24 protein-coding genes are annotated in these 18,224 nt (G+C 57.1%); 14 read left to right on the top strand and 10 right to left on the bottom strand.

Annotated elements, in window-relative coordinates:
* Window positions 1-108: 108 nt before the first annotated feature.
* The 7 genes from uvrC to RZ517_RS01705 all read right to left on the bottom strand — a co-directional run bounded on the left by uvrC (window position 109) and on the right by RZ517_RS01705 (window position 6,838).
* On the bottom strand, window positions 109-1,992 hold the full coding sequence (gene uvrC / locus RZ517_RS01735) for an excinuclease ABC subunit UvrC (protein ID WP_338549775.1): 1,884 nt from the start codon (window positions 1,990-1,992) through the stop codon (window positions 109-111).
* Window positions 1,993-2,278: 286 nt separating this feature from the next.
* Window positions 2,279-3,013, bottom strand: a complete 735-nt coding sequence (locus RZ517_RS01730; protein ID WP_338551211.1) for an SDR family oxidoreductase — start codon at window positions 3,011-3,013, stop codon at window positions 2,279-2,281.
* 76 nt (window positions 3,014-3,089) lie between these two features.
* Complete coding sequence (locus RZ517_RS01725; RefSeq protein WP_338549774.1) at window positions 3,090-4,058, bottom strand: calcium/sodium antiporter; 969 nt, start codon at window positions 4,056-4,058, stop codon at window positions 3,090-3,092.
* Window positions 4,055-4,246 (bottom strand): hypothetical protein, encoded by a 192-nt coding sequence (locus RZ517_RS01720; protein WP_338549773.1) that lies wholly within the window; start codon window positions 4,244-4,246, stop codon window positions 4,055-4,057. The genes RZ517_RS01725 and RZ517_RS01720 overlap by 4 nt, the downstream gene beginning before the upstream one ends.
* Window positions 4,227-5,024, bottom strand: a complete 798-nt coding sequence (locus tag RZ517_RS01715) for a S49 family peptidase (protein ID WP_338551210.1) — start codon at window positions 5,022-5,024, stop codon at window positions 4,227-4,229. Before RZ517_RS01715 ends, RZ517_RS01720 begins: the two co-directional genes overlap by 20 nt.
* A 126-nt stretch (window positions 5,025-5,150) precedes the next feature.
* Window positions 5,151-5,912: an ABC transporter permease gene (locus RZ517_RS01710; RefSeq protein ID WP_317056295.1), complete on the bottom strand. Its 762-nt coding sequence runs from the start codon at window positions 5,910-5,912 to the stop codon at window positions 5,151-5,153.
* Entirely contained in the window at window positions 5,909-6,838 is a 930-nt protein-coding gene (locus RZ517_RS01705; RefSeq protein WP_338549772.1) for an ABC transporter ATP-binding protein, read from the bottom strand. The genes RZ517_RS01710 and RZ517_RS01705 overlap by 4 nt, the downstream gene beginning before the upstream one ends.
* A 359-nt stretch (window positions 6,839-7,197) precedes the next feature.
* Between RZ517_RS01705 and RZ517_RS01700 the strand changes: the two genes are divergently transcribed.
* Entirely contained in the window at window positions 7,198-7,770 is a 573-nt protein-coding gene (locus tag RZ517_RS01700; protein WP_338549771.1) for an SGNH/GDSL hydrolase family protein, read from the top strand.
* Here the strand turns inward: RZ517_RS01700 and RZ517_RS01695 are convergent.
* Window positions 7,760-8,263, bottom strand: coding sequence for a CoxG family protein (locus tag RZ517_RS01695; RefSeq protein WP_338549770.1), 504 nt, complete (start codon window positions 8,261-8,263; stop codon window positions 7,760-7,762). The two genes, RZ517_RS01700 and RZ517_RS01695, sit on opposite strands and share 11 nt — an antisense overlap.
* Before the next feature lie 134 nt (window positions 8,264-8,397).
* Between RZ517_RS01695 and RZ517_RS01690 the strand changes: the two genes are divergently transcribed.
* Together RZ517_RS01690 and RZ517_RS01685 are read left to right on the top strand one after the other, a co-directional pair.
* Entirely contained in the window at window positions 8,398-9,384 is a 987-nt protein-coding gene (locus RZ517_RS01690) for a DMT family transporter (protein ID WP_338549769.1), read from the top strand.
* A gap of 10 nt (window positions 9,385-9,394) precedes the next feature.
* Window positions 9,395-10,486 carry a CaiB/BaiF CoA transferase family protein gene (locus tag RZ517_RS01685; protein ID WP_338551209.1) on the top strand — a complete coding sequence of 364 codons (1,092 nt, stop codon included), beginning with the start codon at window positions 9,395-9,397 and terminating at the stop codon, window positions 10,484-10,486.
* On the opposite strand, the gene RZ517_RS01680 is transcribed toward RZ517_RS01685, so the two are convergent.
* Window positions 10,478-11,185: a helix-turn-helix transcriptional regulator gene (locus RZ517_RS01680; RefSeq protein ID WP_338549767.1), complete on the bottom strand. Its 708-nt coding sequence runs from the start codon at window positions 11,183-11,185 to the stop codon at window positions 10,478-10,480. The two genes, RZ517_RS01685 and RZ517_RS01680, sit on opposite strands and share 9 nt — an antisense overlap.
* 82 nt (window positions 11,186-11,267) lie before the next feature.
* Here RZ517_RS01680 and RZ517_RS01675 point away from each other — a divergent pair, with 82 nt between their 5' ends.
* The 11 genes from RZ517_RS01675 to RZ517_RS01625 all read left to right on the top strand — a co-directional run bounded on the left by RZ517_RS01675 (window position 11,268) and on the right by RZ517_RS01625 (window position 17,542).
* Complete coding sequence (locus RZ517_RS01675) at window positions 11,268-11,720, top strand: hypothetical protein (protein WP_338549765.1); 453 nt, start codon at window positions 11,268-11,270, stop codon at window positions 11,718-11,720.
* Complete coding sequence (locus RZ517_RS01670) at window positions 11,717-12,181, top strand: hypothetical protein (protein ID WP_338549764.1); 465 nt, start codon at window positions 11,717-11,719, stop codon at window positions 12,179-12,181. The genes RZ517_RS01675 and RZ517_RS01670 overlap by 4 nt, the downstream gene beginning before the upstream one ends.
* Window positions 12,178-12,843, top strand: a complete 666-nt coding sequence (locus RZ517_RS01665; RefSeq protein ID WP_338549763.1) for an isocitrate lyase/PEP mutase family protein — start codon at window positions 12,178-12,180, stop codon at window positions 12,841-12,843. The genes RZ517_RS01670 and RZ517_RS01665 overlap by 4 nt, the downstream gene beginning before the upstream one ends.
* Window positions 12,785-13,000 carry a hypothetical protein gene (locus tag RZ517_RS01660; protein ID WP_338549762.1) on the top strand — a complete coding sequence of 72 codons (216 nt, stop codon included), beginning with the start codon at window positions 12,785-12,787 and terminating at the stop codon, window positions 12,998-13,000. Before RZ517_RS01665 ends, RZ517_RS01660 begins: the two co-directional genes overlap by 59 nt.
* The gene (locus RZ517_RS01655) at window positions 12,997-13,179 is read left to right on the top strand and encodes a hypothetical protein (RefSeq protein ID WP_317056305.1); all 183 of its coding nucleotides are present in this window, start codon (window positions 12,997-12,999) and stop codon (window positions 13,177-13,179) included. Before RZ517_RS01660 ends, RZ517_RS01655 begins: the two co-directional genes overlap by 4 nt.
* A complete protein-coding gene (locus RZ517_RS01650; RefSeq protein WP_338549761.1) occupies window positions 13,172-13,618 on the top strand; it encodes a hypothetical protein in 447 nt (148 codons plus the stop codon). Before RZ517_RS01655 ends, RZ517_RS01650 begins: the two co-directional genes overlap by 8 nt.
* Before the next feature lie 34 nt (window positions 13,619-13,652).
* Window positions 13,653-14,294 (top strand): LysE family translocator, encoded by a 642-nt coding sequence (locus RZ517_RS01645; RefSeq protein WP_338549760.1) that lies wholly within the window; start codon window positions 13,653-13,655, stop codon window positions 14,292-14,294.
* 261 nt (window positions 14,295-14,555) lie between these two features.
* Window positions 14,556-15,032, top strand: coding sequence for an SsrA-binding protein SmpB (gene smpB / locus RZ517_RS01640; protein ID WP_338549759.1), 477 nt, complete (start codon window positions 14,556-14,558; stop codon window positions 15,030-15,032).
* Window positions 15,033-15,139: 107 nt separating this feature from the next.
* Entirely contained in the window at window positions 15,140-15,430 is a 291-nt protein-coding gene (locus RZ517_RS01635) for a hypothetical protein (protein WP_338549758.1), read from the top strand.
* 70 nt (window positions 15,431-15,500) lie between these two features.
* Window positions 15,501-16,358 (top strand): 3-mercaptopyruvate sulfurtransferase, encoded by an 858-nt coding sequence (gene sseA / locus RZ517_RS01630; protein WP_338549757.1) that lies wholly within the window; start codon window positions 15,501-15,503, stop codon window positions 16,356-16,358.
* Window positions 16,358-17,542, top strand: a complete 1,185-nt coding sequence (locus RZ517_RS01625) for an amino acid aminotransferase (protein ID WP_338549756.1) — start codon at window positions 16,358-16,360, stop codon at window positions 17,540-17,542. Before sseA ends, RZ517_RS01625 begins: the two co-directional genes overlap by 1 nt.
* Here RZ517_RS01625 and RZ517_RS01620 read toward each other — a convergent pair.
* The gene (locus RZ517_RS01620) at window positions 17,539-18,168 is read right to left on the bottom strand and encodes a TetR/AcrR family transcriptional regulator (RefSeq protein ID WP_338549755.1); all 630 of its coding nucleotides are present in this window, start codon (window positions 18,166-18,168) and stop codon (window positions 17,539-17,541) included. The two genes, RZ517_RS01625 and RZ517_RS01620, sit on opposite strands and share 4 nt — an antisense overlap.
* Window positions 18,169-18,224 lie beyond the last annotated feature (56 nt).

The following is an 18,224-nucleotide window of genomic DNA, read 5'->3' as shown; positions in this document are numbered from 1 at the left end:
CGGGGAAAGCCCCGTTCTGAGGCTTTCACTGTTCCGCAAATACTCTGGGGAGCGCGAGGGGTGAAACCCCTCGCACCGGTCGCCACGAGCAAAGCCCTTGCGAAACAATCACCCGCCTTCATGGAAATGGTCATACACTTTCTGAGCCAAAGCCTCAGACACGCCCTCCACAGCCTTGAGATCGGCCAGTGCGGCCCGACTGACCGCCTTGGCAGACCCGAAATGCGCCAAAAGCGCCCGTTTTCGTGCAGCACCCACACCGGCTATGTCATCCAGTGGCGATGCGCCCACCGCCTTGGCACGTTTGGCCCGGTGCGTGCCAATCGCAAAACGATGAGCTTCATCACGCAAGCGTTGAATGAAATAGAGCACCGGATCATTGTGGCGTAACGCCATTGGCATTTTGCCCGTCCGGTGGAATTCTTCCTTGCCGTGATCCCGGTCCACGCCCTTGGCCACGCCCACCATTGGAAGGTTGTCGACACCCATCTCACGCATGATTTGAGCCACTGCGCTCACTTGCCCGGCACCTCCGTCAATCAAAAGCAAATCAGGCCAAAGTCCTTTCTCCCGTTGAGGATCTTCTTTCTGCAGCCGCTTCAGTCTGCGCTTCAGCACCTCTTTCATCATCCCGAAGTCATCTCCCGGGGTTAATTCTTCACCCTTGATATTGAACTTGCGATATTGGCTCTTCATGAACCCTTCGGGGCCTGCCACGATCATGGCCCCGACGGCAAAAGCTCCTTGGATGTGCGAGTTGTCATAAACCTCGATCCGCGCAGGAGGGGCTGGCAGATCAAACGCCTCAGCAACACCCTTGAGCAGCTTGGCCTGCGTCGCGGATTCCGACATCTTGCGCGCCAGACTTTCCCGCGCATTGCGTAGCCCGGCTTCGATCAACTCCGCCTTCTCGCCACGTTGCGGGACAAGGATTTCAACCTTGCGTCCCAACTTGCCCGACAGCGCATCCGCCATCAGGTCCGCATTCTCAATCTCATGGCTCAGGATCAGTTGCCGTGCAGGATCCTTGGTGTCATAAAATTGTCCCAGGAATGCCTCCAGCACTTCGGCCTCGGCAACATCTGCGCCTACACGCGGATAGAAGTCCTTGTTCCCCCAATTCTGCCCAGCCCGGATAAAGAAGACCTGAACACACGCCTGACCTTTGTCCATGTGCAATGCCACAAGATCAGCCTCATCCACGGTGCGCGGGTTAATGCCTTGCGCAGTCTGCACCTGCGTCAGCGCCTTGATCCGGTCGCGAAGTGCAGCTGCGCGCTCAAACTCCATCGCTTCAGACGCCTCTTGCATCTGTGCCCCGAGCTTTTCCTGTATCTCTGTGGATTTGCCAGACAGATATCGCTGTGCATCGGCTACTTGCGCCGCGTATTCTGGCTTTGAGATCAGCCCGACACAAGGCGCGGTGCAGCGTTTGATTTGATATTGCAAGCAAGGACGCGTGCGCGTTTCAAACTGCGTGTCTGTGCAATTGCGCAACTGAAACACGCGCTGCAGCTGACCCAATGTGCGGTTCACAGCACCGGCACTGGCGAAAGGACCGTAGTAGCGTCCCTTTTCTTTCTTCGCGCCCCGATGTTTCTTGATCATCGGGAAGTCATGCCCCGTGACAAGGATGTTCGGAAAACTCTTGTCGTCGCGCAGAAGCACATTGTAGCGCGGTTTGAGCTGCTTGATCAGGTTTTGCTCCAGCAAGAGCGCTTCGGTTTCCGTGGCAGTCGTTAGGAACATCATCGACGCGGTCTCCGAGATCATCCGCGCAATACGCGGCGTGTGCCCCGTTGGTCGCGAATAGCTCGACACCCGTGCTTTCAGATTGCGAGCTTTGCCCACATAAAGCACCTGCGACTGCGCCCCCAACATGCGGTATACACCCGGCGATCCATCAAGGGTTTTGAGATAGCTCAGGATGACCTCATGCCCTGTCGGCATGGGTTTTTCATCGGCCTCAGAATGCGGTGTCTGCTCGGACATATGCCTGACTTATGATTCTCATGCTGCGCTGCAATCTTATCGAAGTGGGAGCAAGAGGAAACATGTCCACGAAAGATGTGGACAACTTTGCTGATAACTTTTGGACAGGGCGGATTTTCTGTTGTTTTCAGGCGCTTTCGTTGATTTGCCTAAATTTTAGGCAGTTATTTATCATATTGATCTTAAAGGGAAAAAACTTCTCTTAAAGTCAAAATACTGAAAACATTAAGTTTTTGTGAAGTTTTAGCATCAATTCCGTGAACGGTGAACAACTTGGCGCTGCACATCACAGATCGACACCCACCACATCGGGAGTTTGCCAGGCAAGATGCTGTCCACCATCGACGCAAAGTAGCTGCCCTGTGATGGCAGGAGCGTCGATGAAATAGCCCAAGGCCGCCGTAATATCTGCCGGGCTCGCACCACGTTTAAGAACCGTACGCGCACGCTGTTTGGCAAACTGCTCAGATGTTTGTTCCGTACTTTGTAGGGTCGGTCCCGGCCCAATTCCGTTGACGCGCACACGCGGGGCCAGCGCCTGCGCGGCAGTTCTGGTCATCGCCCAAAGACCCATCTTCGCAATCGTATAGCTGGTAAAATCCGGAGTCAGCTTGCGCACACGCTGGTCGATCATGTTAACCACCAAACCTTGGGCCACCGGTTCGTTCACGTCGTCCATCACCGGGTCCGGGATTTGCGAGGCCAGCGCCTGAGTGAGCACGAATGGTGCACGCAGGTTCGACTCGATATGCATATCCCAACTATGTCGGGTCGCCGTTTCATAGGTGTCCTGCTCAAAAATCGACGCATTGTTCACGAGCAAAGTCAGCGGCCCACCCAGCGCCGCTACTGCACTCGGTACCAGCGACTGCACGGCACCTTCATCAAGCAAGTTCGCCTGAAGCGCGGCGGCTGTTTGATCCATCGAACGGATCTCTTTAACAACTTCTTCAGCCCCGGCAGAAGAGGTGGCGTAGTGAACCGCTACATCAAACCCTCGGCGCCCCAGATACAGCGCCATTTCCCGGCCAACTCTTTTGCCCGCGCCGGTTACAAGCGCGCGTTTTGGTGAAGTCTTTGCCACAAAGTTGCTCCCCTTAGGTCAAGACAACAAGAATGTAGACCAGATATAGCGCAGTCAAACAAACACCCCAGACTCGGGTAATGTCGCGCTTGAAAAATACGAACGGGATAATGAGGAGCGATGCACCCAGCATCACCCACAAATCAAATCTGAGGAACTCAGGAGCAACAGGGATCGACCCAACAAGCGTGGTGATGCCGATAATGGCCAAAAGGTTGAACATGTTCGACCCAATGACATTGCCCAACGCCACATCCGCCTGACCACGTCGCGCCGCCATGACGGTCGTTGCCAATTCGGGCAATGATGTGCCCAGAGCTACAAGCGTCAGGCCAATCACAGCATCGCTGACCCCAAAGCTCTTGGCGATAATGGACGCATTGGTCACCAAGAGGTCAGCACCCAGAGGGAGGCCAACGAGCCCCAGAATCAGAAAGACGAAAATCTGCCACCAGGGCATGTTCGGATCGGCACCTTCGAGTTCTTCCTCGTCCTCCTCGACGCATCCGGTTCCCGGTGCGCCACAGGACTTGCGATGGCGATGCGCATCGCGAAAAGCGTCGAATAGCACATAGGCCAAAATCGCCAGCAATATGCACCCCGCGAGCGCATCAAATACGCCTCGAAATGCAAGAGCAATGAACACGAGCGTCGAGACGATCATGAAAATATAGGTTTTGCGCGTGTTGCAATGTGACGTGTAGAGCACGGCAAGCATCGCCGGGACGCCCATCACCAACAGAATGTTCGCTGTGTTGGAGCCAACAACATTTCCCAGAGCCAGGCCCGGCTTGCCTTCCAGAACGGCGTTGATCGCGATCAACAGTTCAGGCGCAGAGGTGCCAAAGGCGACAATGGTGAGGCTCACGATAAGCGCTGGGACACCCAGACGCAGGCTTAGGTTCACGGCGCCTTTGACAAGAGCATCCCCAGCCAGAAGCAAGATCAGCAGGCCCAGGCCAGAGAGCAGCCAAGGCATCATGCGCGGCCATCCTTACCACAAGGGCAGGGTCCCTTACCGATCCGAAACCGTCCGCATTTAGAGCACTTGGCGGATTGAAGCTTTTTTTGCCCAGGAAAGCGCAGGCGCCCGAACATCGCCAGAATGGCCATGAACACGAGAAAGAGTATGGCGATCTTCGATAGCACGTCAGAGACCGAACCGCGCATAAGCCGCGCGCTCTTCTATTGCGGCAAAGGCGTCTTCGGCCATGGTCATACCGAAGCGCTGAAAGAGACCCCGCTTACGGCCATAGACCGAGAAGCGCACCTTGTCGCCGTAGAGTTGTTTGAGCTTGGGCACCAGATGCCCGACCCCGTCAGCCAAGCCAAGCTCAACACCACGAGAGCCCAACCAGAATTCACCTGTGAAAAGATCTACATCACTGGTCAATCGATCACCACGTCGCGTCTTGATCTGAGCTATGAACGACGTGTGCATGTCCTCAAGCAAGGACTTGAGCCGCGCCACATCTTCTTTCTTTTCCGGCATGAAAGGATCGAGTGTGCTCTTGGATTTTCCAGCGGTGTAAACACGGCGCTCAATACCTTGTCGTGACAAAAACACATGCGCCCCGAACCCGGCCGAGATCACCCCGATAGACCCGACAATCGAATTCTCATCGACCCAAATGTCATCCGCCGCGCTCGCCAACCAATACCCGCCAGACGCTGCCACGTCCTCAACAAAGGCATGGACCGGAATGTCCTTTTCCTGCGCCAGTCGGCGAATGCGTGCGGCAATGAGTGCCGATTGCACCGGCGACCCCCCTGGCGAATTAATCACCAAAGCCACCGCAACGGGCTTGCCTTTGCGAAAGGCCTTTTCAATCACAGGCGCCATGGCCTCGTCATTCAGAGGCAGCCGCCCTCCGGCGCCAATGGCACCGCTCAAGCGAACGACCGCAACCATAGGGTTCCGGTTGATGAAAGGCAGACGCAATTCCATTGGTGGCATGTAGAATGTCGAACACGCGCCGACAAGGTGTGGGGGGTCATGGTTTGAAAACGTGACCTAAAAAGATTGGGTCACGGGCATTTTGGCCACGCCATACGCCGCCGTCATTTTTCCGTCTCAGCTCCTGATGCGGTAGCCCGTTTTGAAGATGCGCCAGACCAGAAACAAGCAGATCGCAGTAAAGGCTGCGATGGCGAAAAGGCTAAAACCGATGGACACATCCGCCTGCCCAAAAAAGGACCAGCGAAAGCCAGAGACGAGATAGACCACCGGATTGAAAAGAGTGATGGTCTGCCAGACCGGCGGCAGCATCGAGATTGAGTAAAAAGACCCACCGAGGAAGACCAGAGGCGTGACGATCAGGAGGGGCACAAGCTGTAGCTGCTCGAAACTCTGGGCCCATATGCCGATGATGAACCCGAAAAGCGAAAAGCTGATGCAGGTCATCAGAAGGAAGGCCACCATGGCTAGCGGATACTGAATTTGCAGGTCCACAAAAAGCGCAGCAGTGGCAAGGATCACCGTGCCGATGAACAGCGCCTTGGTCGCCGCCGCGCCAACATAACCAATGACAATCTCAAAGAAGGTGACTGGGGCGGAGAGCAACTCGAAAATCGTGCCGATGAACTTCGGAAAGTAAATCCCAAACGAGGCTGCCGAGATGGCCTGCGTCATGACCGACAACATGATCAGCCCGGGCACAATGAACGCGCCATAGCTGACGCCTTCCACCTCTTGAATCCGAGAGCCTATCGCGGCCCCGAAGACAACGAAATACAGCGACGTCGACAGAACCGGCGACACAAAACTCTGCAGAAGCGTTCGGAAAAACCGCGCCATTTCAAATTTATAGATGGCTCTGATCGCAAGGAAGTTCATGCCGCACCCTCCTTTACAAGGTCCACGAAAATCTCTTCCAGACTGGACTCTTTCGTCTGAATATCACGCAGCGACAGCCCCGCCCCCGCAAGATCCTGCAGGAGCCGCGTGATACCCGTCCGCTCGGCCCGTGTGTCGTAGGTGTAGGTCAGGCTCGTGCCATCCGCACTCAGCTCAAGATCATATACGGCCAGCGCCTCCGGCACGGCCTGCACAGCCGTTGTGAGGTCAATCCGAAGCACTTTGCGCCCCAGCTGCTTCATCAGCGCAGCTTTCTCCTCGACCAACAGGATTTTGCCCCCGTTGATCACCGCCACACGGTCAGCAATGGCTTCGGCCTCTTCGATATAATGCGTCGTCAGGATAATGGTCACTCCGTCCTGCCGCAGTTCCTCAACGATCTGCCACATGTCCCGGCGCAACTCGACATCGACACCTGCGGTAGGTTCATCCAAAAATAGCACCCGTGGCTCATGACAGAGCGCCTTTGCAATGAGCACCCGGCGCTTCATCCCGCCCGACAGTTCCTTGATCTGCGCGTCGCGTTTGTCCCACAACGTCAGCTGCCGCAAAATCCGCTCGATCAGCGCATCATTGCGCGGCTTGCCAAAAAGCCCCCGCGAAAAGCGCACCGTGTTGATCACCTTCTCAAACGGCTCCAGCGCCACCTCTTGTGGCACAAGCCCAATCAATCGCCGCGCCTCTCTGAAATCGTTCTGAATGTCATGGCCGCCAACAATGGCGGAACCAGAGCTGGGCTGGGTGATGCCACACAGCGTCGAAATGAGGGTCGTCTTGCCCGCCCCATTGGGCCCCAGCAACGCAAGGATTTCACCTGCCTGAATGGTCACAGACACGCCCTTGAGCGCTTCGAACCCTCCGGCATAGGTTTTTCTAAGGTCTTTGACCTCGACAATAGCTGTCATTCTGTCCCCGCTTTTCATGCGCATGCCTAGTGATGGCGTATCGGGCAATCTAACTCCCTGGCTTCGGTGTGCAACATACACATCACGCGAGGGACTTGTGCATTTTTGCATGTCAATGGCACCCTATCGTCAACGCTGTGTTTCCAAGTTCTGGATTGATTAGCGCTTCCTTAACCTCAACCATGAGATGTTGAGGCGGGTTGGGTCCGCCTTGGGGTTAAGTGTGTTTTATATGGGGTAAGGGCTGATGAAACACCTGTCTTTTCTGGTCGTGGCACTGGTGTGTCTGGGCGTCGCCGGGTGCACTGAAACAATTCAGCCTGAGGAAAACCCGCGTATTCTTCTGATGGGGGATCTCGATGATGGCGGTGCATGGCGTGCGCGGTCAGGCGGTCGCCGACGCCATGGAACGACGCCTGGGCGAACAGGTCGTGGATCGCTCGGTCACAGGTGCGCGTTTTCTCTATGCCTTGCCAATTTCCGGCGCAGCAGGTCTCAACATCACCAAGCAATATCGCAAGGGCAACTGGAACTGGGTTGTCCTGAATGGGGGTGGAAATGACCTTTTGTGGGGCTGTGGCTGTGGGCCATGCAGGGGCAAAATCAACCGCCTGATTTCCGAAGATGGTCGGCGCGGCGTGATCCCCGGCTTTGTCTCAAAGATGCGTCAATCCGGGGCCAATGTGGTCTTTGTGGGCTACCTACGCACCCCCGGTGTCACCTCTCCGATTGAGCACTGCGTTGATGAAGGTCAGGAGATGGACCGCCGTGTCGCTCGCCTCGCAGCGCTCGACAGGGGTGTCCACTTTGTCTCACTACAAGACCTCGTTCCCGAAGGTGACCGCAGCTTTCACGCGGTTGATCTGATCCACCCGTCCACCAAGGGCAGTGATGCCATCGGCGCGCGGATCGCCGAGACGATTATGAAATAAGCCGTTTGAGCCAGCCTTTCTTTTCCGCCTCTTCGGGGGCATCGTCCTCGCTTGGACCTTCGATAACCTTTTCAAGGTTCTCGAAAAACTGATCCGCCATCTTTTTGGCAAACCCATCCACGATCCGACTACCAAGCTGCGCCAGCTTTCCGCCAACCTTGGCATCCACGTCATAGGCCAGCTCGATACCCTCATCGGTCTCGGTCAACCGCACATCGGCACCCCCCTTGGCAAAACCGGCCGCGCCACCTTTGCCTTCTCCATCAAGACGAAGGCTCTCGCCCTCCACAATGTTCGACAGGATCACCGTTCCTTTGAACGTGGCTTTGACCGGACCAACCTTTTGCACAACCGTGGCCTCAAACCCGTCTTCGGGTGTTCCGGAAAGGTCCTTGGCACCCGGCACACATTCCTTAAGCACCTCAGCGCTCAAGAGCGCATTCCAGACGGTGGACTTGTCCGCGTTTATCATGCGTGCGCCGCTCATATGCATCGTAAGACTCCCTGAACTCTGACCTTTCCTTGGTAGTCGAAGCGCGGTCAGAGGCCAAGACCCGCATAGGGGTCGCAAATGGGCCAGACCCCTTTGCGCTCTGTCTGCTACTGCGCAAGTGAAAGGTCTCCTGCATGCAATCTCTACAGGCGCAAAGCAATCCGGGTGTGGGCATCGCCTTTATACTCGTGGGCGTGTTGGCGATCTCTGTGAATGACATGCTGATCAAATTCCTGTCGGGCGGCTACCCGTTGCATCAAATGGTTTTCGCCCGCTCTACCATTGGAATTGTTTTTAGCCTCATGTTGGTTCAACTCGAAGGCGGTTGGCGGATCCTGCGCGCCGACCGCCCGGCGCTGCATCTGCTACGCTGTGGAATGATCGTGATTGCCAATATGACATTCTTTGCCGCCTTGGCCGTTCTGCCCTTGGCCGAGGCCACGGCGCTATTCTTCGTTGGACCGCTGTTCATCACGCTGCTCAGCGTGCCGCTTTTGGGTGAAAAGGTCGGGCCCCTGCGTCTGGGTGCGGTCATTGTGGGCTTTGTGGGTGTGATCATCATGACCCGCCCCTGGGAAGGACAGGCCGCGCGCGATGTGCCGATGGTGATCTATCTTCTGCCCATTCTGGCGGCTATCACCTATGCCACGAACCAGGTGCTGACGCGCATGTTGGGTGTCACGTCCAAAGCCTCCGCGCTGGCGGTCTACATACAGGTAACCTTCATCTTCGTCAGCCTGGGTTTCTGGATCGTGGCAGGTGACGGTCGCTATGCCGAAGGCATCACCAATGAAAGCCTTGTTTTCCTACTGCGTGCCTGGGTCTGGCCAGAAGGGCGCGATGTCTGGCTCTTCCTTGGGCTGGGGTTCAATTCTGCTGTGGTCGGTTACGCATTGGCGCAAGCCTATCGCTCGGCCGATGCCGCCGTCGTGGCGCCCTTTGAATATGCCGGCCTGCCGCTCGCGATATTCTGGGGCTGGCTCATCTGGGCCGATCTGCCGGATCGCGTGACGCTGATGGGCATTGCACTTATCCTCGGAGCAGGGTTGTTTGTGTTCCTGCGTGAATACCAAAAGAAACGCCGTGTTTTGCGCGGCAAGCGTGTCCATGGGCGGTGGTGAGACAAAGCGAATGCTTTCAGGGATCAAGGTCGTAGAATTTGAAGGTCTGGGGCCCGGCCCCTTTGCCGCCATGATGCTGGCCGACCTCGGGGCCGAGGTGATCGTGATCCAGCGCCCCGGCCCCGCCAATCCAACCATGGGTGAGCACAATATGCTGGACCGGGGAAAGCGCGCGGTTGTGCTCGACCTGAAATTACCCAAAGGTTTTGCGGCGGCCAGGGCCTTGGTCAACGACGCCGACGCCCTGATCGAAGGGCTGCGCCCCGGTGTGATGGAACGGCTCGGCCTGGGGCCAGAGGCATTTGCCCACACCAACCCCAAACTTGTCTATGGCCGCATGACCGGCTGGGGTCAGGACGGCCCCCGCGCCCACACGGCCGGGCATGACTATAACTACATCGCCACCTCAGGCGCGCTTTGGTACGCGTCGACGCCCGGTGACGTGCCACTGACGCCGCCCACTATCGTGGGCGACATCGGCGGAGGCGCGCTGTATCTCGTGGCTGGTATCCTTGCCGGCATCCTCAACGCCACACGTACCGGCCAAGGCACCGTGGTGGATGCGGCCATCGTCGATGGCTCGGCTCATATGATGGCACTTTTCATGGCTATGGCGGGGGGAGGCAACGTCTCCAAGACCCGCGGTCGTAGCCTGCTCGACGGCCCGCCATGGGGCCGGGTCTATCCCTGCGCTGATGGAGCTTATCTTTCGGTCCAATGTCTTGAACCACAGTTCTACGCCATCTTTCTGGACCAGATGGGCCTGAGCGATGATCCTGACTTCGCAGACCAATATGACCGGGCGCAATGGCCAAACCAAACAGCCCGCCTAGCAGAGATTTTCTCAGGCCAACCCGTCTCGCACTGGGCCGCGTTGTTCGCTGGGACAGACGCCTGCGTCGCGCCGGTTCTGGACCCATGGTCTGCCAAGGACGATCCCCATATGGCCGCCCGCGCAGTGTGGTCCGAGGGACAAGGGGTTTTACAACCCGCACCCGCACCTCGCTTTGGCGGTATCGCTCCTCAACCTGCATCAATCCCCGAACGCGGCGCAGACACAGAAACCGTGCTGCAAGACCTCGAGACCCGCGGGCTACTCTAAGGGTTTGCTGGCGTTGTAGAGCACCCAGTCTTCTTGCTCCAACGTCTCTGTCCAGGCTTTGTGCAAGACGCCTGCTTCTTGCGGAAACAACTCTCCGGTCGGCACGAAATCAGAAATCCGGTCAATCCGGAAGCTACGAAAATCCTGCCGCAACCCGCACCACGCCGCCAGCAAAACCACCTCAATATGATAGGTCAGCGCCAGCGGCTTGATCGCACGTGTCGTTTGCGTGCCCTTGAGGTCGAGATAGGTGATCTGCAACTCCACCGCATCCCGAATATAGCCGCGCAACTGTTCGGCATCCGCCCCGTCACGTGGCACCCTGTTCCAACCAGACACCCGCAACGGCACATGCGGTGCCCCTCCGGGCAAGGCCGTTGCGATCTTTTCCGCAGCCCGCCGCGCCGCCCGCTCCAGCCCCGGATCGCCCGTACGATGCAACAACGCCATCCCGACATAAAGCGCCTCCAATTCCTCCGCGTTGAACATCAGCGGCGGAAGATCATAGCCCGCACGCAGCATATACCCTACACCCGCCTCGCCATCGATCGGCACCCGCATCGCCTGCAACGCCACCACATCGCGATAGATCGTCCGCTTGGTCACCTCAAGCTCCTCGCCAAGACGTTGAGCCGTGACGGGTCCGTCAGCGCTACGCAAAATCTGGATGATGTCAAAAAGGCGTGTCGAGCGGGTCATACGCACACCCTAGCATGATTGCTGACAGTATGGTGTCAGCAGGGTTTTGATATTCTTAATTCAAAGGAGAAGGAGCCCTGATATGACCCACGAACTGGATGACTACAACATGACCCCGGCCGTATTGGAGCGCGAATGGGTTCTCACGATCGACACACCGAATGGCGGATTAGAACCGGTGCTGCTGGCTTTGGGCGAGCATCTGCCACTAAAACAGGGACCATACGACAACTGTATGTATGTCCGCGAAGGTGGGTTTCAGCGCCTGCGCGCGCTTGAAGGCTCTCATGCAGGTGACGAAGGCACCATTCAGCAGGTGCCCGCCAGCCAGATCATTATTTCCATAGCGCCCGACCCGGAACTGCTTTCCAAAGCGTTCGACGTGATCTTCGCTATCCACGTAAACGAAGAACCCACGATTCGCGTAACCGAAGAATGGGGCAGCCGCTCCAAACTCCTTGACGACAAAAACAATCCCAACCGCTACTGGAACCGACCCGACGCAAAGGAACTGCATGGAAAGGCTGTGGGATGACACTCGCAACATATCAGGCGCAGTCCGGCACACTCGTGCCGGTCTGGTCCCTTGAGATACAAACTCTGCCAGAGGACACGGACCGCATTCTGGATGAAGTCCTGAAAGTGCACCCCTTGGGATATGGCCGTTACCATCGCAACGCATCGATTTCTGCCGTGGGCTGCGAGACGGCTCAGCCACAGGCGAACTCGACCACCACAACCCACAAGTCGGGCTATCAGACAGGTGTCACCGAAACCTATCCTATGGTCGAACTGAAGATTTCGATCGAACGAGATGCAGACGTGCTTGCCAAGGTAATGGACGCCATCCTTTACGCGCACCACTATGAACAACCCGTGATCTTTGTGCGCGAAGACTGGGCCAGCCGTGCCAACTACGACCCGAACAGCAAAAATCCCAACCGTTGGTGGAACAACGGGCGTGGCCTGCCCAATACCTTGGAGACTAAGACATGACCTCCTTTCGCGCCCTGCACCAAACGAACACACCATTTGTTATTCCCAACCCATGGGATGTCGGCTCTGCTCGCATCTTGGCTGGAATGGGATTTCCCGCCCTTGCAACCACCAGCGCCGGCATGGCCTTCTCCAAAGGTCAGATCGAGGGAACCACGACCCCCGATCAAGTGCTTGATCACTGCCGCGAGATCGTGTCGGCCACATCTCTGCCCGTCAACGCCGATCTTGAACGCGGCTTCGGTGACAGCCCCGAAAGCGTCGCCGAAACGATACGCGCCGCGGCGGCAACGGGCCTGGCAGGCGGCTCAATTGAGGATCACACCGGCGACCGCGCTTCCCCAATTTTTGACAAAAACCTCGCTATTGAGCGTATCGCCGCGGCAGTCGAGGCTGCTCAAGCCTTGCCATCAGATTTCGTGCTGACCGCCAGATGCGAAAGCCTTTTGTGGGGCGAAACACAGCTTGACCCGGTGATTGAGCGTCTACAAGCCTTCGAGGCCGCAGGTGCGGATGTGCTCTACGCTCCTGGTTTGCCTGACCTCGATGCGATCTCGAACAGTCTGCGCATCTGTGTCAAAGCCCGTAAACGTAGTGATGGGCATGGCGGGACGAACCTTCTCGCTGGAACAGCTGGCCGATGCTGGCGTCACCCGCATTAGCGTAGGGTCGGCGTTCTTCAGGGTTGCCTATGGCGCCTTCATCAACGCCGCACGGCAAGTTTTCGACGATGGCACCTTCGACAAAAGCGCTGAAGGCATCGGCTTTGCCGAGCTGGAAACCTTCTTTCAAACCCCACACAAGGACACCCAGCCATGATCAAATATTACTACCCCGACGGCAGCCATTGCTACCGCGCGCTGCACACCACCCATGCCGTTTATCAATCGGAGGATGGCAAGCTCATTGCCCGCACGATGCGGCCTGACAATTCGGAACTTTATGAGTTCGAAATCACCGGGTTCGAACTTTTGGAAACGGGGGTGCGCTATGGGTGAGGCATCCATCATGCAGGCCGGATTTGACACGAAGCCGATCGAAATGCTGCCCATGTGGCAGATTGCCTTTCTCGCGCCTGATGAAGATGTGGACCGAATCTTTGATGCCGTGGCAGATGTCGCACCGCTGACCTATGGCGCAACAGACCGCAACGGGTATCGCATGATGGGTGGGTTAGAATACTATCGCCCTACTGACGAAGCCCCCACCGGATCAGACGGCCCGCGCCAACGCCCCGGCGTGGATCAGATGCGCATTTTCATTCCCCGCGACACGGACCTTTTGAACGCCGTGATCGAAGCAATCTACGACGTACATTCCTACTACGAACCCCCCATCACTGTGACTGAAGTCCTACGCAGTCAGACCAAAGGTCTGGATGACAGCCAGAACCCCCACCGCTGGTGGAACAAGGACGGCGATTGGAAATCGTCCTGATGCCGAATACGCACGCAAATGAAAGGCGCTGATCATGCAAGACATCTCTATCTATCTTCCCAGTATCCTGCTCGCCTATTCGGCATTCTTCGTTGGCATCGCCAGCCCCGGACCAAATATCCTGGCCATTATGGGAACCTCTATGAGCGTGGGGCGCAGATCGGGCATCGCTCTCGCCCTTGGTGTGGCCACTGGGTCTTTCACCTGGGCCGTGCTGACGGTTGTTGGTCTCTCTGCGCTTTTGGCCACCTATGCCACCGCGCTGGTGGCAATCAAAATCTTCGGCGGGCTTTACCTGCTCTGGCTGGCCTACAAGTCGTTCAAATCCGCCATGGCTAAGCACGACATCGAGGCACGCCAACTCGCTGGGGGAACGCGTACGCCAGTGGGCTACCTTACCCGCGGCTACGTCATTCAGATGACCAATCCCAAGGCGGCGCTGGCCTGGATAGCGATCATCTCGCTGGGCTTGCAACAGGACGCGCCGCTCTGGGTCGGAACCGTGATCGTCTTGGGCACATTCGCGCTCTCAGTCGTCATCCACGTGACCTACGCCGTTGCGTTCTCCACGCCAGTGATGGTGCGCCTCTATGGCCGGGCACGGCGCGGCATCCAAACCGTGCTGGGGTGTTTTTTCGCTTTTGCCGGTCTGAAGCTTCTGACCTCACGAACATAGCATGAAACGCCGCGTGTTGCGCAAAATCGCTGGAATCAATATCTGGCGATGTTGCGGGGCGCGCGGCACATTTACGATCGGGTGGTCGGTGCCATGAACCGACCCCGCACCGACGCAATACCGATGTGATACCGACGTGATACCGACGTCCGGAATCCTTGTTTTTCGGGCCGTTAACCTTTGAGTCGCACACAAGGGCTTTAAACGCCCCACAACTGCGGTTATCTTCGTCCTTCGCATACCCGCCGGGACACCCGAAAAATGGCCAAGCCAAAGGACAATCCGAACTACAAAGTCGTCGCCGAGAACCGGCGCGCACGGTATGATTATGCCATTGAGGATGACCTGGAATGCGGGATCATTCTGGAAGGTTCCGAGGTTAAATCCCTGCGCCAGAACACCTCCAACATCGCCGAAAGCTATGCGGCGGTCGAGGACGGTGAACTGTGGTTGGTGAACTCCTACATCGCGCCTTATGAGCAGGCCAAGACTTTCGGCCATGAGGAGCGGCGGCGGCGTAAGCTTCTGGTTTCACGTAAAGAATTGTCCCGTCTATGGAATGAAACTCAGCGCAAAGGCATGACGCTTGTGCCATTGGTGCTCTATTTCAATGACCGCGGCATCGCCAAAATGAAGATCGGTATCGCCAAAGGTAAGAAGAATTACGACAAACGTGCCACAGACGCCAAGCGCGATTGGGGACGCCAGAAACAGAGGCTTTTGCGCCACGGCGAGTAAACATCTCGGTTTTTCCCTCTCGTGTGATACGCTCCAGATTGGTATTCACAGGCAAAACAAACGGATCGGGCTTGCCTCCGATCTGATAATCCTGGGGAAATAAGAGCATGATTCTACTGGTGAATCTCATTTCTGGTGCGTTTGGCGCAAACATAGCCGCTGGTTTTTTCAAGCATCTCAACCTTGGTCTTTTTGGCAACACGCTCGTTGGCGTTCTGGGCGGCGGTGTCGGAGGTCAGGTTCTTGCAAATATTGGATTTCAAGGGCTTGCGGGATCTGTTGCGTCGAAGGACGGGCTGGACACGATCGCCCTTTTGACGCAGGCCGGAGCGACCGGCGCCAGCGGCGCGGCCGCGCTTCTGCTCACTGGCTTTGCACGCAATCTCGTGGTGCGCTGACGCCCCCCTGATCCTCTTGCCCTAAGGACCATCTGGATGTAGGCAGAACACATCCAGAATGGGGGCCAAAATGGCACAGGACGATCCCAAGACCCTTGTTTCCACCGACTGGTTGGCAGACCACCTGAAAGACCCGGATTTGAGGGTGCTTGATGGGACGTACTTCATGCCTGCCGAGGGGCGTGATGCGAAGGCCGAGTATGAAGCCGCTCATATTCCCGGCGCGCGGTTTTTTGATATCGAAGACATCGCCGACAACCGTTCGGATATGCCCCACATGGCCCCGCCGGTTGAGAAATTCATGTCCCGCCTGCGCCAGATGGGCGTTGGTGACGGGCATCAGGTCGTGGTCTATGACACGCATGGTTTGTTCTCGGCAGCGCGCGTGTGGTGGATGTTCCGCCTGATGGGACAGGACAACATCGCCGTGCTGGACGGCGGATTCCCAAAGTGGCTGGCCGAAGATCGCCCGGCGGAGGATTTACCACCACTTGTCCGGGACAGGCACATGACGGTGCGACGCCGCGCTGAGATGGTCAAAGATGTGACGCAGGTTTCGGCCGCCTCCAAGTTGCAGGACTACACAATTCTGGACGCCCGCTCGCCGGGTCGGTTCACCGGATCAGAACCGGAGCCGCGCGAAGGCATGCGCAGCGGGCATATCCCGAACTCGCGCAACGTTCATTACAAGACCTTGCTCAATGGCGACAACACGATGAAATCGCCCGATGAGTTGCGTGCGGTTTTCGATGCTGCCGGGGCTGATCTGTCCAAGCCGGTGATCACCAGCTGTGGCTCCGGCGTGACTGCGGCTATCATCAATCTGGCGTTGGAACGGATCGGCAAGTCCGATCATGCGCTCTATGACGGGTCCTGGACTGAATGGGGCGCGTTCCCGACTGTTCCCGTTGCCACTGGAGACGTTTGATGTTCGAACTGTTGAAAGAACAGCCCAAGGATAAAATCTTGGCGCTGGTGCAGACGTTTCGTGAGGATAAGCGCCCTGGTAAAATCGACCTCGGCGTGGGTGTTTACAAGGACGCCGAAGGACGCACACCGATCATGCGCGCGGTCAAGAAAGCCGAGCAGCTTTGGTGGAACGCCGAAGAGACAAAGGCCTATGTAGGCCTCGCTGGTGATCCAGCCTTTTCGGACGCAATGATTGATCTGGTACTTGGCGATGCGGTGCCGCGTGACAATGTCGCCGCCGTGGCCACGCCGGGTGGCACCGGGGCTGTCCGCCAAGCCTTTGAGTTGATCCAGATGGCCAACCCTAACGCGCGGGTGTTCGTATCTGACCCCACCTGGCCCAACCACCTCAGCATCCTGAAGCATCTGGGTATGGAAGTCGTCCTCTATCGTTATTTTGACAGCGAAAGCGGCAGTGTTGATTTCAATGGAATGCTTGAGGACCTGGGCGGCATGCGCCCCGGTGATGTCGCGCTCTTGCACGGCTGTTGCCACAACCCCACCGGTGCCAACCTGACCATGCCAGAATGGGATGCGGTGATCGCGCTTTTGAATGACAAGGGCGCCGTGCCGATGATCGACATCGCCTATCAGGGGTTTGGCGAAGGGCTTGAGGCCGACGCGGCGGGCACACGCGCGGTTGTGAAAGGCTGTCCCGAAGTTCTGATCGCGGCCAGCTGTTCCAAGAACTTTGGGATTTATCGTGAACGGACCGGCATCTTGATGGCCGTACACCACGATGCCGCGCGCAAGGCGCTTACGCAGGCCAACCTGGCGCATCTCAACCGCCAGAACTACTCCTTCCCGCCGGATCATGGCGCGCGGCTCGTGACCCTTGTTCTGGGCGATGCGACGCTACGCGCGGACTGGGAGGCAGAACTTGAAGCAGTACGCCAAGGAATGCTTGATCTGCGCACGCAACTGGCCAGCGAACTTCAACGTTTGTCCGGCTCAGACCGGTTCGGCTTTGTCGCACAGCACCGGGGCATGTTTTCACGATTGGGTTTGTCACCGGAGAAGGTGGAAGAACTACGCCGGGATCACGCGATTTACATGATTGGCGACAGCCGGATCAACATTGCAGGACTCAATGCACAAACAGTTCCGATTTTGGCGAAAGCGATTGTCGAGGTGGGTGCTTAACGGCTTGTCTTGGCGGCATAGCGTGCCAAAAACATCTCGACGGCACCATTGACCACGCGCTCAATCTGAACTTCCGACTTGTCGCATTCCACGCCACACAAGCACCGCACAAAGAGATCACTCTTGCACAGCTCACCGAATTGCGCCGAGGCAAGCTCCATGTCGTCGATGACGAGGTCGCCTGAGTCAAGATAGGGCTGAAGCACCTGTTGAAGTCGGTTGCGCAACAAGGCCGGGCCAGAGTCATAAAACCGCTGGCCCAATTCAGGAAACCGATAGGATTCCGACACGCAGATACGATAAACCTGAAGCCCGAATTCCGACAGAAAGAAGCTGACGATGCGTGTGGCGGCTTCCTTGAGAACATCCTCAAGGGACATGTCGGGTGCCATCACCTGAAGCGCTTCTTCCGCCTGGCGATTGCATTCCACGCGAGCCACTTCGGAGAACAGAATGCGTTTGTCAGGGAAGTAGCTGTAAAGCGTGGCCTTTGAAACGCCAGCGGCACGGGCAATGTCATCGACACTCGCCCCTTCGAACCCATCTCGCATGAAAATCTGTCGTGCCCCTTCGAGGACCTGATCGAATTTACGACCTCTCTTAATTTCCGCGGCCATGGCGATCATGCACGAACTCCTGCAAACCATGTCAACTTAGCCGCGAGGTGTGGCGTTCTGCAAGC

It is taken from the genome of Roseovarius sp. S88, assembly GCF_037023735.1.
GTDB classification, from domain to species: domain Bacteria; phylum Pseudomonadota; class Alphaproteobacteria; order Rhodobacterales; family Rhodobacteraceae; genus Roseovarius; species Roseovarius phycicola.
The sequence above is the reverse complement of the archived record's forward strand: the minus strand, read 5'-3'. Positions and strand labels throughout refer to the sequence as shown.